Genomic DNA, 14147 nt, shown 5'->3' on the forward strand with positions numbered 1-14147 from the left:
ACGGCCTGCGGGCCGGCTACGTCGCCAGCTCCTTGCGGACCGCGGCGGCCGAATTGCCGACCTTGTCGACCGCCTGTTGCAGCTTCTCCTTGGAGACGCCGAGCGCGTGGGACCAGTATTTGACCTCGTAAGCCTCGTGCATGTTGATCTTGCTGCGGTCGGGCTGCTCGCGCTTGGTCAGGTTGTCCATTGGCCATTCCTTGTTTGCTGAAACAGGAAACGTCGTCCATCGGCAGCCGTTCCTAAATCCCGGAAGACTCCATGCGGCAGGACGTCGAGGCTGCTTCGATGACGGCCGGTAACATCGGATTGCCTTAAGGGACAAACACCTCGGACGTGTCCATGCGCACGTTGCGCAGCGCGCGGCAGGATTCCTGGGCCGCGCGCATACGCTCCGGCATGAAGCTCAGCAGCAATGAACGCCGCCGCGCGCCGGAGCGGTTGCGCGTCGCGCCGTGCGGCAGGTCGGCGTCGAACACCAGGATGTCTCCCGCCTCACCCGCAAGGATCAGTGACGAGGCTTCGTCCGGCTCGGCTTGACCGACAAGGCCTTGATCGACAAGGCCCTGGTCGAGATGGCGCGGCACGACGCGCGTGGCGCCGTTGTCCGGTCCGTAAGCGTCGAGGAAGACCAGGGCGGCGACGGCGTTGGTGCCCACGCCATCGCGGTGCAGGGGCTGATAGCCGCCGTCCCTGAGCGGCTCGCGCCCCTCGACCTGGGCGAGAAAGAACGGGCCTGCCAGCATCCCGGCCGCCGCCGCCAGCAGCGGCGGCAGACGGCAGGTCCGCTGCACCGTCGGATCCAGATCGACCAGCGCATGGCGCCAGCCGTTGCCGCGGGGCACCGCGCATTGATCGCCGGTCCCCACCCCCGCATCGAAGGCGGCCCGCAATGCACCGCGCCGGTCTTCGAGCACGGCGCCGCGGAGCAGCAGATAGCCGTCGCGCATCAGCATCGCGGCTTGATCCGCTGCAAGCGGGGCGACCCTGGTCGGCGTCAGGCAATGGCTCATGACGCTCCCTACAATCCCAGCGTGCTTTCCGCAAGGGCGTCGCGCGCCACCGCAAGCGGGGTCACGGCCTTGTCTTGAAGCGAAGCTAGACCGCGGTGAACGAAAAGCCTGCGGGCCTATGACGGCGCTGGACGCGGCGCATGTTTGCGATGGTACCACGCTACAACTCCGCGCATCGCGCCTGCTGGCCGGCCGAGGAACTTTGCGGCTATGATCGCGCTTAGGCTTTGACTTCGCAATTTCCGGAAAGAAAACCCTGTCCAACCGATCGCACCATCGCCCCAGCAAGCACGACCGCGCCGACGAGCCGAGGAAGTCCGCTCCGATGCTGCTGCAGCGGCTCGGTCCCGGCCTGATCACCGGCGCGGCCGACGACGATCCGTCCGGCATCGCCACCTATTCCCAGGCCGGCGCCCAATTCGGCTACGGGCTGCTCTGGACGGTCTTTCTCACTACACCGTTCATGATCGCGATCCAGCTCGTCAGCGCGCAGATCGGCCGGGTCACCGGCAAGGGGCTCGCTGCCAACGTGATGGAGCTCGCGCCGCGCTGGATCGTGATGGGGCTGGTGGCGCTGCTCGTCGCCGCCAACACCTTCAACATCGCCGCCGACATCGCGGCGATGGCGGAGGCGCTCTCGCTGGTCATCGGCGGGCTCAATCACGAGCACGCGCTGATCTTCGCGGCGGGATCGACCCTGCTCCAGGTGTTCGTGCCCTATCGCCGCTACTCGCCGGTGCTGAAATTCCTGACGCTGACGTTGTTCGCCTATGTCGCGACGGCCTTCACCGTGACGATCCCGTGGAGCACGGCGCTGCTCGCCACGGTATGGCCGAAGGCGACCGTCAACGCCGATTATCTCATGATGGTGGTCGCAGTCCTCGGCACCACCATCAGCCCCTATCTCTTCTTCTGGCAGGCCTCGCAAGAGGTCGAGGAGATGAACCAGGGCAAGCGCGACAAGCCGCTGCGCGATGAGCCCCACCGCGGTGACCCCGAGCTCTCGCGCATCAAGGTCGACACGACGCTTGGCATGCTGCTGTCGAACGGCATCGCCTTCTTCATCATCCTGACCACGGCCTCGGTGCTGAACGCCAACGGCGTCACCAACATCAGTTCGGCGACGGAGGCGGCCGAGGCGCTGCGGCCGCTCGCCGGCGACTTCACCTTCGCGCTGTTCGCGCTCGGCATCATCGGGACGGGCCTGTTGGCGATCCCGGTGCTGGCGGGCTCGGCGGCTTATGGCGTTGCGGAAATTTTCGGCTGGCGTGCCACGCTGGAGGCAAAGCCGGAGAAGGCGGTCGGCTTCTACACCATTATCGCCGCCGCGACCGTGATCGGCTTCGGCCTCGGCTTCACCGGCATCAGCGCGATCCACATGCTGGTGTGGAGCGCCGTGCTCAACGGCATCGTCGCCGTCCCGATCATGGCAATGATGATGTTGATCGTCTCGAACGGAGCCATCATGGGGCGCTTCAAGGCCCGGTCGTGGCTCGTCACGCTGGGCTGGCTCGGCACCGCGCTGATGGCACTTGCCGTCCTCGCTCTGCTCGGCTCGTCCGCGATGGGTTAGAGCGGCGACAGCGCTGCCGAAATCTGCGACGCGATGACGAAGGCCGCGAGCACGGCCGGCACGCTGATGAACCGCAAGAACTGGTCGATCGAAAGCATTGTTGTCTCCCCAAAGACAAAGCGCCCTCGCGCGTACGCGCTACTCCACCCCTTGCGCGACGTGCTGATCGGCTGTCAGAAACCGATCGGAAACGGCCGCTCCGCTGATCGTGAGGAGCGCCAGAACCGAAATCATGGCCAAAAACTGCATGCCTCCTTGATCGGTTCCGATTGTGGCCAAAAGAGTCTGGGCTTGGCGCAATTTCGGGACGATCCCAAGAAACATAATGCTCCCCCGATTCTACGGGTTTTTCGCTGCACGGCCGAAAATCGACGCTCGGCCAAACGCTTGCAGGCTTCACGACCGTCGGTCGTTAGCCTAACAATTGTGGCTGGGCCCGAGCTTGCGACCGGACCGCAAAACCAACAACGCCCGGCCGGGCGACAGGGAGCGACATGACAAGATCATCAAAAGCAACAAGTCTCGAAATCCTCGCCTGCGACGCCGGCTGGAGAAACTACCACTTCGTCAAGGTGACGACGGAAGACGGTATCGTCGGCTGGAGCGAATTCGATGAGGGCTTTGGCTCGCCCGGCGTGGGCGCGGCGATCCAACGCCTGTCCGCCCGCGTCATCGGCCAGAACGTCTTTCAGCATGAGCGCATCCACACCGAACTGTTCGCTGCCACACGCCCCGCCGCCGGCGGCGTGGTGGCGCAAGCGCTCGGCGCGATCGAGAATGCGCTGCTCGATGCCAAGGCGAAATGCCTGGGCGTCCCCTGCTACGAACTCCTCGGCGGCAAGATCCGCGACCGTGTCCGGGTCTACTGGTCGCATTGCGCGACCTGGCGGATCAATCATCCGTCCTGGTACAAGCCGCCGATCGAAAACCTCGACGGCGTCAAGGCGATGGGGCGCGAAGTGCGCGAGAAGAAGTTCACCGCGCTCAAGACCAACATCTTCTCCTATGACGACGGCAAACCGACCGGCTGGCGGCCCGGCTTCGGCTCGCCCTTTGCGCCCGAGATCAATGTCGACCGCAAGACCCTGCGCGACCTGCGCATGCATCTGGAAGCGATCCGCGACGGTGCGGGTCCCGACGTCGACATCCTGCTCGACTGCAATTTCAACGCCAAGACTGAAGGCTATTTGAAGATCCTGCGCACGATCGCCGACCTCGACATGTTCTGGATCGAGATCGACAGCTTCAACCCGCAAGCCCTCGGCTATATCCGCAGGCACAGTCCGCATCCGATCTCGTCCTGCGAGACGCTATTGGGCCTGCGCGAATTCCTGCCCTATTTCCACGAGCAGGCAATGGACGTGGCGATCATCGACACACCCTGGAACGGCGTGTGGCAATCGATGAAAATCGCCTCGGCCGCGGAAGCCTTTGAGGTCAACGTCGCGCCACATAATTTCTACGGCCATCTCTGCTCGATGATGAACGCGCATTTTTGTGCCGCGGTGCCGAACCTGCGCATCATGGAGATCGACATCGACCGTCTGGCGTGGGACCGCGAGCTGTTCACGCATGAGCCGGAGATCCAGAACGGCCATCTCGTCATTCCGGATCGCCCCGGCTGGGGCACTGAGCCAAACGAGGAGGCCCTTCGCGCGCATCCACCGAAGACGACCGGCGGTCTCCTCAACTACGGCCGCAAGGGCTGAAATTACGGCGTCACGGGATTGACGGTCGGGGACGTCTTGGGCCCCGGCCGCTCCGGCTCAACTGCCGACCTTGGTTCGGTGGGAAGCACCTTGGCGCCCGCTGCGTTGGCGGCTTCGCCCGTGGTTGCGTACATCGCGACATGAGCTGGCTGGGTCTTGGCACGATTCCATGGGCCGTGATCAACGATCAACATCGCAGCAATGGTCACGCCGGCCACGATCAGAGCGATCACGCCGGGATGGCGAAGCGCGGAGGACATGGAGTTTGCGAAGCGGTCAGTTGTCATCGAAAGACCCATCATTTTTCCTCTCGCAGGTTAATTCAAATGCGGCCCACGAGTTCCGCGCCAGACTTAAGCAAGTTCCGAGCCAATGCCCGGAACTCGACCATGTCGCTTCGTTCACTTTACGTCGGGGCGCGCGTCACCGACGAACTTGTCGCGGTTCGGCATTTTGACCGCCGCGAGCGATTTGGCATCGAGCGTCGCATCCGCTCCCACCAGCCCATTCAGACTCAAGACATAAGCGGACACCGCATAGACATCTTCATCGCTCAGCGACTGAGGCGCGTTCTGCGGCATGGCGCGACGGATATAGTCGAACAATGTTGGAGCATAAGGCCAGAAGCTTCCAACGGTGCGGATCGGCTTGGTGGTCCCGATCGTGCCAAGCCCACCGACGAGACGATCACCTAATCCGCCCTCGCCGTTGTCGCCGTGACATGACGCACATTGCTGAGCGAAAACCTCGCGTCCGTGACTGACCGAACCGCTTCCCTTCGGCAGATTGCTGCCATCGCGCCCGACATCGATATTCCAGCCCGCGATCTCGGCCGCCGTCGCCGGCCGCCCGATGCCATAAGGACTTTGTGCCCGCGCGGTGCTCGCTGAAGCGCAGAGCAAGATTGCGAAGGCGACGCCGCAGATTTCACGCCAGCGCATTGGTCACCTCCCCGTCGGCCGCGATGCGCCAGGGCCAGATCGCATTGTTATGGTAGAAATAATTCTCGCCGCGTACCGCGAGCAGCTCGGCGAGCGTCGGCTGCACGTAGCCTGTTTCGTCGATTGCGCGGCTCTGGATCACGGCGGGCTTGCCGTCCCACTGCCAGGGCAGGCGGAAGCGCGTGAGGGCACGGGTCAGCACCGGCTCCTGCAATTGCGCATACTGCCAGCTCTTACCATCATCGACGGACACCTCGACCCGCTTGATCTTGCCATGTCCACTCCAGGCGATGCCGGTGATTTCGTGGAAGCCGGGTGCGCTGAGACGCTGGGTGCCCGATGGACGCGTGATGATCGACTTCGCTTCCATGTAGAAGGAAAATTCGCGTGCGGTGCCGTCGGGCAGGAGGTCGGTGTACTTTGACGTCTCCTCGCGCGAATAAGCGGGCTCTGCCGTCACATGCAGGCGCCGCAGCCACTTCACATTCATATTGCCTTCGAACCCCGGCAGGAGCAGTCGCAACGGATAGCCCTGCTGCGGGCGAAGCCGCTCGCCGTTCTGGCTATAGACGAGCATGGCATCCTCGAGGCATTTCTCGATGGGGATGCTGCGTGTCAACGCGGCCGCGTCGGCGCCTTCAGCGATGATCCATTTGGCTTCCGGCTTCAGCCCAGCCTCCTGAAGTACCAGCTTCAGGCTGACGCCGGTCCATTCGGCGCAGCTCAGCAGGCCGACGAGGTCTGACGCAGTCTTGCCATAGGGCTTGGTGTAACCGGGATTGCCGGAGCATTCGAGAAAGTGGATGCGCGACTCCGACGGGAAGCGCCGTAGATCATCTACAGTGAAGATGAGGGGACGCTCGACGAGGCCGTGCAGCATCAACCGGTGCTGTGCCGGGTCGATGGTGGGAACACCGCCGTGATGACGCTCGTAGAACAGGCCGTTCGGCGTGATGATGCCGTCGAGCTCCTGCAATGGCGTCCGGCCGGACGCGGAGATGTACTGTTTGAGGTTCTTCGAGATGTTCTTGACGACGCCCTTCTCGAACGGCGACGGCGCTCCGTAAGGCTGGCTTCCCATCGGATCGCCCGGCGCCTTCATCCAATCGGGGACGTTAGGCGGAAGGTTTTCGGTGTCCGCGGCGGCTGATGCACCGGCTCCCAGGACAAAGCCGCCTGCCACGGCGCCGCTCCCTTTCAGGAAGCCGCGACGTGTTGTCGTTGCGGATTTGTCGCTTGTATCGATCATGCTGCTCATAGCGGACCCTCGGATGAAGCTCGGCCTGCATAAAACCTTCCGCGAAGCACATTTGCAATTCGCGTGCATTTCAAAAGCAGGCGATTTCGATCAGGACTGACCTAAATCCGGCGGCAGCCGCAGCAGTTCCATCCTTTGCGATGCACAAACAGCTCGCGTGTCACTCACCCGGCGCGATTGCATTGCTGGGTGTCGGCCGATCTGCGATCTGTTGGCCGAACAGGCTGCCGATTAGTTCGACCGCGGTGCGTGCCGTGCGGCCGCGCTCGTCCAGGAACGGATTCAGCTCGACAATGTCGACCGATCCCACCACGCCGGAATCGTGCAGCAACTCCATGATCAGATGCGCCTCGCGATAGGTCGCCCCTCCCGGCACCGTGGTACCGACGCCCGGCGCGACGCTAGGGTCGAGAAAATCGACATCGAAGCTGACATGCAGCACGCCGTTGCTCGCCTTGACACGTTCGATGACGCGCCGGATCAGCACCGCGACGCCAAACTCGTCGATCTGACGCATGTCGACAACCCTGATCCGGCGTGCGCGCATCAGCTCTTTTTCGAGCTTGTCGATTGAACGCGCCCCGAACAGGTCAAGCCTGTCCGGATCAATCGAGGCGCGCGGATCATCGCCCAGGAGGCCATCGAGACCGGCCTCGCCGCACAGGAACGCCGCCGACATGCCATGCATATTGGCTGTGATCGTCGTCTCCGGTGTATTGTAGTCGGCATGGGCGTCGAGCCAGAGCACGAATAGCTCGCGTCCACGCTCCTGCCAATGTCGCGCCATCGCAGTGACCGAACCCATCGACAGTGTGTGATCGCCCCCGAGGAAAATCGGCAAGGCACCGGTTTGCGCGATCTCATAGCCGCGACGACTGAGCATGCGCGTCCAGCGCTGGATTTCGCGGTAATGATTGGCCTTCTCGGGCGGCCTGTCGGCGAGGTCGCTGACCTCGGCCACGGAGAGATCGCCGTAGTCGACGACTTCGAAATCCAGGCTTTCAAGCAGCGTTGCAAGGCCGGCGGTCCGCAGCGCCGCGGGGCCCATCAAGGTGCCGCGCTGTGAAGCGCCCATATCGATCGGCGCGCCCAGCAACGCGATGCGCCGGGCTCGATCCGCAATGGTTCGGTCGGTCACGGCAATCTCCTGAGATCAGCAAGGCTGTGCCAGCCTAACAGAGATTCGCACCCGTCGTTTCACGGGGATGGTCGGAACAAATTCCAGAACGCCGAATTGCTTATCCAAGGCCGGCACCCGCCGTTTCAACACGGCGCCCGTCGCGGATAGCCAAAGGTCTCCGGACCCGCTGTTCAACACTAGCGCTCGCGCGGATAGCCAAAGGTGCCGGCCTCATTCACCTCCCCTGAGCGGAGTTCACGAACTTGAGCACGGAAATTCCGCAGTCCACCCCGCAGCCCGGCATGGCCGAGCGCGCCATCGACGCCGCGACCGACGTCTCCCAGACATTCGGCGAAGTCGTCGGCGGTCTGCGCGCTGGCGTCGATCGGCTGACCTCTGTCATCGACGAAGCCCGAAAACCGGGTAAACCGCTCTCGACAGTTGCCGCGATCACGCGTGAAGCGCCCTTGGCCAGCCTGTTCGTCGCCTTCCTGTTTGGCGTGGCGGTTGCGCGCCGGCGCTAGAACCAAATGAGCGCTTAGGCAGCGCTGACAGTTTCCAGCTCGGCCACCAAAAATTGCTTCTCGAACGCGTCGGCGGGCATCGGACGGCCGAAGAAGTAGCCTTGCCCTTCCTCGCAGCCCATGCTGACCAGGAAATCCGCCGTAGCGCGATTCTCGATACCTTCGGCAACGACCGTAAGACCGAGTTGCTTGCTGAGGCCGATGGTCGAGCCGACGATCGCCGCATCGTCGGAATCCGCGAGCAGATCGAGCACGAACGAGCGGTCGATCTTGAGCCCGTCGAGCGGAAACTTCTTCAAGTAGCTCAGGCTCGCATAGCCCGTGCCGAAATCGTCGAACAGGATGCGGACGCCGAGCTGCTGTATCCGCTTGAATATGTCGAGCACCCGGCCCTCGTCGTGTAGCAGGATGTCCTCGGTGACTTCGATCTCGAGCAACGAGGGGGTAAGTCCCGTCGCTCTCAGCAGCTCTGCAACCGAATGCGCGAGATCGCCGGAGTCGAGCTGGGACGGCGAGAGGTTGATTGCGACGCGGACAGCGTTGCCCGACAGCTCCCACGCACGCGCCTGCCGGCCGGCGGTGTCCATCACCCAGTTCGCGATCCGCTCGGACAGCGCAGAAGTGTTGACTACCGGCATGAACTCTCCGGGCGAGACATAACCGCGCACCGGGTGCCGCCAGCGGATCAGCGCTTCGGCACCAATCAGGCCGCCGTCGATCAGGCGAACCTGGGGTTGGTAGAACAGCTCGAACTCGCCGCGGTCGGCGGCAAGCGCCAGTTCACTCTCCAGGGTCAGCCGGTTCTCCAGCTCCTGCCTGATCGCGCTCTCGAAGATCACATGGCTGCCACGCCGGGTCGCCTTGGCGCGGCTCAGCGCCAGATGGCCGTTGCTCAGGAGATCATCCGCGCTCTGTCCACCTTCCGGATAGACGGCGACGCCGATGCTGATCCTGACGCGGTGCTGGCGCGCGCCCGTCACAAGCGGCGCCTCGAATGCGCGCGCAATCCGCTCGGCGAACGCGGCAATCGGCTCGTCGCTGTCCGCGCAATCCAGCACAATCGCAAACTCGTCGCCGCTGAGCCGGGCGACCACCGCCTTGCCATCGACCTCGGTCCGCAGGCGTTCAGCGACCGCCCGCAGCACGAGATCGCCGATCGAGTGTCCAAGCATGTCGTTGATCTGCTGAAAGCCGTCGAGCCCCAGCACGAGCAGTGCGACCTCGGAGGACCGCCGCTGCGCCACGGTGAGCAGGCCGGCAAGCTTCGCATGGAGCGTATTGCGGTTGGCAAGACCAGTCAGCGCATCATACTCGGCGAGATATCTGACGCGTTCGGCCTCGCGCTTGCGCACGGAGATGTCGCGGAGGATCGCGCCGTACTGGAAGCCCTCCGTCCCCTGCCAGCCCGAAAAACTCGCCTCGACCGGGAAGGTTTCGCCATTCTTGCGCCGGCCCTCGAACTCGACGACCACGGCCCCACCGGGGACCAACAGCGCCTGGCGCGCAGCGTCGCGCATGGCGAAGGTTTTCGTGCCCCCTTCTGTCGGTGTCGCGCAAAGCGTTTCGAACGGGCGACCGATCATCTCGGTCGGCATGTAGCCAAAGATCGCGCTCGCACCGGGATTCCAGACCGTGATCCGGTGATCCTCGTCGGTGCAGACCAGACCATCGCCGAGCGACATCGCGATGCGGTGAAAGCGACTTTCGGCGATGCGCCCCAGCAGACTGCGGAAATCGATCTCATCCAGCGCGATCGCCGTCAGATAGGCAACGATCGCAATGTGAAACAGCGACGTGTCGATGACGAGCGGCCACCCTGCCTGTACGAGGACAGCGGTCAGCTCGATACCGGCTCCGGCTGCGACCAGGATCGCGACGCGGACACCCGGTGCGACACGGCGCCATGAATACATCATCAGCAGGCAGATCACGCCGAGGCCAGCAATCATGCCGACATTGGACGTCCAGCGCAGCATGCGGTTCTGAAGGACCGATTCTGTCGCCAACGCCTGGAGGACGGGGCCCGCGACGATCCGGCCATTTGGAACACTGAATCGGTCGCCCAGTTCGAGTGCCGTGGCACCGACGATGACCTTCTTGTCCCTCAGCCTGTCGAGGGTCGCGGCGTCGCCCCGCAGCACATCGACATAGGAAACACTCGGGATAGACGTCGCACGAATACTGAAGTCGATCAGGAAGGGCGGCCGCCGATTGGCGTCCTGCCCGGCCAGCACGACGGCCATCGACGGCATCTGCGCATCGCCGAGCTTCTCGGCGACCGGATAGCGGCGAACGAGCCCGTCGGATTCGACCGCGACATTGACCACGGCCGGCCACGACTGGTTGCTGAACGGCTTCAGGGGGCGATTGATATGAGCCGCACCACCATTTGGTGTCGGCTGCTTGAAGGACGGCAGGATCGTCGAGCCGCCGACTTCGCGAAGCGCGGTGAGGAAGGCTTCGTCGGAGGCCGGATCGGATGGCGTGCTGAAATCGACGTCGAAGGCCACCTCCTGCGCACCTGCAACCTCAAGCCTGTGCAGCAGCTCCGCATGCAACCGGCGCGGCCAGGGCCACACTCCGATCTGGTCGATCGAGGGCGCGTCGATAGCGACCACGACCACGTTACCGCTGGCAGCCCGCGACTCCCAGGCGAAGCGCAGGTCGGTGAGCGCGTTGCGAAGCGAGCCGTGCCATCCCGTGGACAGCACGACTGCCAGCGCGATCACGACAAGGATATGTGGCCGATAACGTTTCACCTGATTCTCCCGCGCTCGCTTCTGCGGGCGCCCCCTCGCCGCCTAGGAAATCGCCTTAGTGTCTGTGGCCATTACCATTGCCGTTGCTGCCGTTACCGCCGCCATTTCCGTTGCCGTTACCGTTGTTACCTTTACCGTTACCGGTGGTGCTGCTGTTGCCGTTCCCGTTGTTGCCGTCCCCGTTGCTCTGCTTGCCGGGGTCGCTCTTGCCATTCTTGTTGCCGCTATTCCCGCCGGAATTATCGCTGGTCGCCCCAGCAGCGCTAGTCGCAACAGCGGTTGTTGTACTTGATGACGTCGATGAGGCACTGGCCGCTGATCCACTGCTGCTCACGGTGACCGCCGTGACTGTCGAGCTGTTGCTCGCAGTGGTCGTCGTGCTCGACTTGCTATCGCTCCACACCGTGTCGGTGCTGGCATTCGCATTACGCACCCGCCCCGGCGCGACTGCACCGTGGGCGAGACCGTTCGTGACCTTATGGAAGTTCAGCTTGACCTCGCCGAGCGAGCTCGAGATGCGCACCACGCCAGATCTTGGCGCGTGAGTCTCGCCTGCCTGGCGCGATTGCGCCGGCGCGCCGGCCGTCCTGGTGCCCTTGTCGATCGCACCAAGCGCATGGATCGCATGGCCGTTCGCCGCATTGCGCGGCATCGACAGGCCCGACTTCGGCACAGGAACGCGCTCGATCGTCGAAGCGCGCGGCTGGCCTTGCTCGATCGGATTGAGCGTACCGGCACCGCTCAGGCTGAGACCGGGCTTGCCGTGCTCGAAGGCGGTAGCCACTTGCCCCGGCATGACTTGCGCGATCTGGCCGGTCTTGAAATCGGAGACTTCAACCTGGCCGCGGAGCACGCCGACCTTGGTGCTGCCCGCGCCCACGGTGACGCTGAAATGCGTGCCCTTGACCACGGCGGCGAGATACGGCGTCTCGACCTCGAAATGCTTGACGTTGCGCTTCTCGACCTCGAGCAGGATCGAACCGGCCTGCTGGATGATAGTGGTCGAAAGTCCCTCCTTCTTCTCGGCCGGCACACCGACCACCGAGTTGGGCGAGATCAAAATCGTTTCCTCGCCGCGAACAAGCAGCACGCGCCCGTTGCGCCCGGTACGGATGGTATCGCCCGGCTTCAGAGTCTCCTGCTGGTTCAACGACACGTGCTGGGTGCCGTTCGTCGCGAGCCAGACCTCGCCCGACGACTTGCTGACCGACCAGACGACGTCATCTGCTGCGGATACACCGGACGCCGTTCCCAGGATCAGCGCTGCCATCAAGGCGCGCTGCATTCCAATTCGGACGAGCATGATGACCCCTCAGCCTGCATTACTGCGAGCCCTGATGCGTATCCGAGATCACTCAAGATTGGCTTAGCGGGAATCGGGGAGTCGGTCGGCCGCATTAACCAATCGTTGACCATAAAAAACTATGAAAAATCATGTGGCTACTGAATCCTTACCGGCGCACGGAGACCTCTCCGTCAAACTACGGAGAACGGTCCGCGCCTGGTGCGGTTGGACGGTATTTTGCTGCCACATTGGTGCTACTAGGACCAACGTTTGCGGGAACTCCGCCGGCGTTCGCGCAGCAGGCGAACCAGCCGGGGTTCGATCCGCGCCAGCCGGAGAAGTACTTTGAAAACCAAACCGAGCAGGAATCTCTGAGCCGACCTCCGGTGAAGCTGCCCTCGGTCGGCCAGCCCAATACCGACGGGGATACCAGACCACAGTTCGTGCTGCGCGGCATCAAAGTCAGCGGCGCCCACGTCATCCCTCACGATCGCATCGCCACCCTGTATCAGCCCTATCTCGGCAAGAAGGTCTCGCAAGCCGACCTCGCTGCGATCGCCGGCGCAATCAGTGATCTCTACCGTGCCGACGGTTTCCATCTGAGCCGGGCGATCGTGCCACCGCAGGACATCGCCGATGGCCGCGTCCGGATCCAGGTGATCGAAGGCGCCATCGCGCAGGCCGACCTGAAGGGTGACGGCGCCGAGCAGTTCGGTGTGAGGCCGATGCTCGGGCCGGTCCTGGCCGAGCAGCCGTCGCGGCTGGCAACGCTCGAACGCCAGCTCTTCCTCATCAACGGAAGGCCGGGCGTTCGGATCACCGATACCGCGCTGGAGGAGATCGGCGGTGCAACCGGTCGCTTCCGCCTCACCGTCTATCTGAAGACCTGGCATGTCTTCACGTCGTTCGGCCTGGACAATCTCGGCTCGTCATCGGTCGGGCCATGGCAGACCTACGCGACGGGCGCGTTCAACTCGTACCTCACGCCCGGCGACACGCTCGCCGTCAACCTGTCGACCGTCGCCAACGACCCGCGCGAGCTCGGCTTCGCGCGGCTGTCCTATGACGCACCGGTCGGCGTCGACGGCGTACGCCTCGGCGCCTCCGTCCTCTACAGCGCAGTCCGGCCGGGCGATGCGCGGCGCCTCGACAGCGACATCACCACAACGGAGGCTTTTGAGGTGCGGGCAAGCACCGTGCCCTTCATGTCGCAATCGTCCGGACTGACGCTCACCATGGCCGGGACTTTCAGCAACGTATCGGAGCACGATCTCTACGGCCCCTGGTACAACGACCACATCAGGACCGCGAGCCTCACCGCCGACTACCGCCTCCAGGATCGCTTCGGCGGCACCAACTACGCGACGATGACCTTCCGCCAGGGCCTCGACGTCTTCGGCGCCTCGCATTTCGACGACGATCTGTTGTCGCGCGATGGCGCGTCCTCGAACTTCTCCGTGCTGAACCTCTGGTTCACGCGCTACCAGACGGTCAATGACGCCTGGTCGCTGAAGCTCTCCGCGGCGAGCCAGACCGCGTCGCGGCCGCTGTTCACCTCGCAGCAGTTCTATCTCGGCGGCGCAGCCTTCGGCCGCGGTTATGGTGCGGCCGAGATCAGCGGCGACAACGGTCTCGCCGGCTCGCTCGAAGTTCGCTTCGACCAGAAGCTCAACTTCCGCTACTGGAGCGGCTACCAGCTCTACGCTTTCGGCGACGCCGGCGCAGTCTGGAACGACGGCTACCGGCTAAGCGACGGTCTGGCGCTGACGTCCGCCGGTGTCGGCGTGCGGTTCTTCCTGCCGGAGGATATTCAGGCGGATTTCGGCGTGGCCGTGCCCTTGAGCTACCGGGCGCCGGACAATGAGCGCCGCAGCCCGCGCTTCCTGTTCACACTTTCAAGCGCCTTCCGGCTCTGCCCGCAACGCGGCAAGGCGACCTGCCTCTAGCCTCGCCCGGCTCGATGGG

Annotated in this window: 12 protein-coding genes; 4 read left to right on the forward strand and 8 right to left on the reverse strand. The window is 63.8% G+C overall.

The features are described 5' to 3' along the window. Positions 1 to 16 precede the first annotated feature (16 nt). Together V1280_RS15285 and V1280_RS15290 are read right to left on the reverse strand one after the other, a co-directional pair. Positions 17 to 190, reverse strand: coding sequence for a DUF3606 domain-containing protein (locus tag V1280_RS15285; RefSeq protein WP_334525287.1), 174 nt, complete (start codon positions 188 to 190; stop codon positions 17 to 19). 124 nt (positions 191 to 314) lie between these two features. Further along, complete coding sequence (locus V1280_RS15290) at positions 315 to 1013, reverse strand: phytanoyl-CoA dioxygenase family protein (RefSeq protein ID WP_334525290.1); 699 nt, start codon at positions 1011 to 1013, stop codon at positions 315 to 317. Positions 1014 to 1338: 325 nt separating this feature from the next. Here V1280_RS15290 and V1280_RS15295 point away from each other — a divergent pair, with 325 nt between their 5' ends. Then, positions 1339 to 2586, forward strand: coding sequence for an NRAMP family divalent metal transporter (locus V1280_RS15295; RefSeq protein ID WP_334525293.1), 1248 nt, complete (start codon positions 1339 to 1341; stop codon positions 2584 to 2586). Positions 2587 to 3080: 494 nt separating this feature from the next. Next, a complete protein-coding gene (locus tag V1280_RS15300; protein WP_334525296.1) occupies positions 3081 to 4295 on the forward strand; it encodes a mandelate racemase/muconate lactonizing enzyme family protein in 1215 nt (404 codons plus the stop codon). Between the two features lie 2 nt (positions 4296 to 4297). Here the strand turns inward: V1280_RS15300 and V1280_RS15305 are convergent, their stop codons facing one another. The 4 genes from V1280_RS15305 to rocF all read right to left on the reverse strand — a co-directional run bounded on the left by V1280_RS15305 (position 4298) and on the right by rocF (position 7632). Beyond that, positions 4298 to 4594 (reverse strand): hypothetical protein, encoded by a 297-nt coding sequence (locus tag V1280_RS15305; RefSeq protein ID WP_187437347.1) that lies wholly within the window; start codon positions 4592 to 4594, stop codon positions 4298 to 4300. Positions 4595 to 4696: 102 nt separating this feature from the next. After that, on the reverse strand, positions 4697 to 5236 hold the full coding sequence (locus V1280_RS15310; protein WP_334525299.1) for a c-type cytochrome: 540 nt from the start codon (positions 5234 to 5236) through the stop codon (positions 4697 to 4699). Continuing rightward, entirely contained in the window at positions 5223 to 6494 is a 1272-nt protein-coding gene (gene soxC, locus V1280_RS15315) for a sulfite dehydrogenase (protein WP_334525303.1), read from the reverse strand. Before soxC ends, V1280_RS15310 begins: the two co-directional genes overlap by 14 nt. A 160-nt stretch (positions 6495 to 6654) precedes the next feature. Beyond that, complete coding sequence (gene rocF, locus V1280_RS15320) at positions 6655 to 7632, reverse strand: arginase (RefSeq protein ID WP_334525306.1); 978 nt, start codon at positions 7630 to 7632, stop codon at positions 6655 to 6657. A gap of 245 nt (positions 7633 to 7877) precedes the next feature. Between rocF and V1280_RS15325 the strand changes: the two genes are divergently transcribed. Next, positions 7878 to 8138: a hypothetical protein gene (locus tag V1280_RS15325; protein WP_334525309.1), complete on the forward strand. Its 261-nt coding sequence runs from the start codon at positions 7878 to 7880 to the stop codon at positions 8136 to 8138. A 14-nt stretch (positions 8139 to 8152) separates the two neighbouring features. On the opposite strand, the gene V1280_RS15330 is transcribed toward V1280_RS15325, so the two are convergent. Together V1280_RS15330 and V1280_RS15335 are read right to left on the reverse strand one after the other, a co-directional pair. Continuing rightward, positions 8153 to 10897 (reverse strand): EAL domain-containing protein, encoded by a 2745-nt coding sequence (locus V1280_RS15330; protein WP_334525313.1) that lies wholly within the window; start codon positions 10895 to 10897, stop codon positions 8153 to 8155. Positions 10898 to 10952: 55 nt separating this feature from the next. Continuing rightward, a complete protein-coding gene (locus V1280_RS15335) occupies positions 10953 to 12200 on the reverse strand; it encodes a FecR family protein (RefSeq protein ID WP_334525315.1) in 1248 nt (415 codons plus the stop codon). 131 nt (positions 12201 to 12331) lie between these two features. Between V1280_RS15335 and V1280_RS15340 the strand changes: the two genes are divergently transcribed. Further along, a complete protein-coding gene (locus tag V1280_RS15340; protein WP_334525317.1) occupies positions 12332 to 14128 on the forward strand; it encodes a ShlB/FhaC/HecB family hemolysin secretion/activation protein in 1797 nt (598 codons plus the stop codon). Positions 14129 to 14147: the final 19 nt, after the last annotated feature.

It is taken from the genome of Bradyrhizobium sp. AZCC 2230, from assembly GCF_036924495.1.
GTDB lineage: Bacteria > Pseudomonadota > Alphaproteobacteria > Rhizobiales > Xanthobacteraceae > Bradyrhizobium > Bradyrhizobium rifense.

What these genes read in the sequence shown, in the direction of transcription:
- V1280_RS15295 (WP_334525293.1), top strand. Translation starts at nt 1,339, where the DNA reads ATGCTGCTGCAGCGGCTCGGTCCCGGCCTGATCACCGGCGCGGCCGAC.
- V1280_RS15290 (WP_334525290.1), bottom strand. Translation starts at nt 1,013, where the DNA reads ATGAGCCATTGCCTGACGCCGACCAGGGTCGCCCCGCTTGCAGCGGAT.
- V1280_RS15310 (WP_334525299.1), bottom strand. Translation starts at nt 5,236, where the DNA reads ATGCGCTGGCGTGAAATCTGCGGCGTCGCCTTCGCAATCTTGCTCTGC.
- V1280_RS15300 (WP_334525296.1), top strand. Translation starts at nt 3,081, where the DNA reads ATGACAAGATCATCAAAAGCAACAAGTCTCGAAATCCTCGCCTGCGAC.
- V1280_RS15340 (WP_334525317.1), top strand. Translation starts at nt 12,332, where the DNA reads ATGTGGCTACTGAATCCTTACCGGCGCACGGAGACCTCTCCGTCAAAC.
- V1280_RS15285 (WP_334525287.1), bottom strand. Translation starts at nt 190, where the DNA reads ATGGACAACCTGACCAAGCGCGAGCAGCCCGACCGCAGCAAGATCAAC.
- V1280_RS15305 (WP_187437347.1), bottom strand. Translation starts at nt 4,594, where the DNA reads ATGGGTCTTTCGATGACAACTGACCGCTTCGCAAACTCCATGTCCTCC.
- soxC (WP_334525303.1), bottom strand. Translation starts at nt 6,494, where the DNA reads ATGAGCAGCATGATCGATACAAGCGACAAATCCGCAACGACAACACGT.
- V1280_RS15335 (WP_334525315.1), bottom strand. Translation starts at nt 12,200, where the DNA reads ATGCTCGTCCGAATTGGAATGCAGCGCGCCTTGATGGCAGCGCTGATC.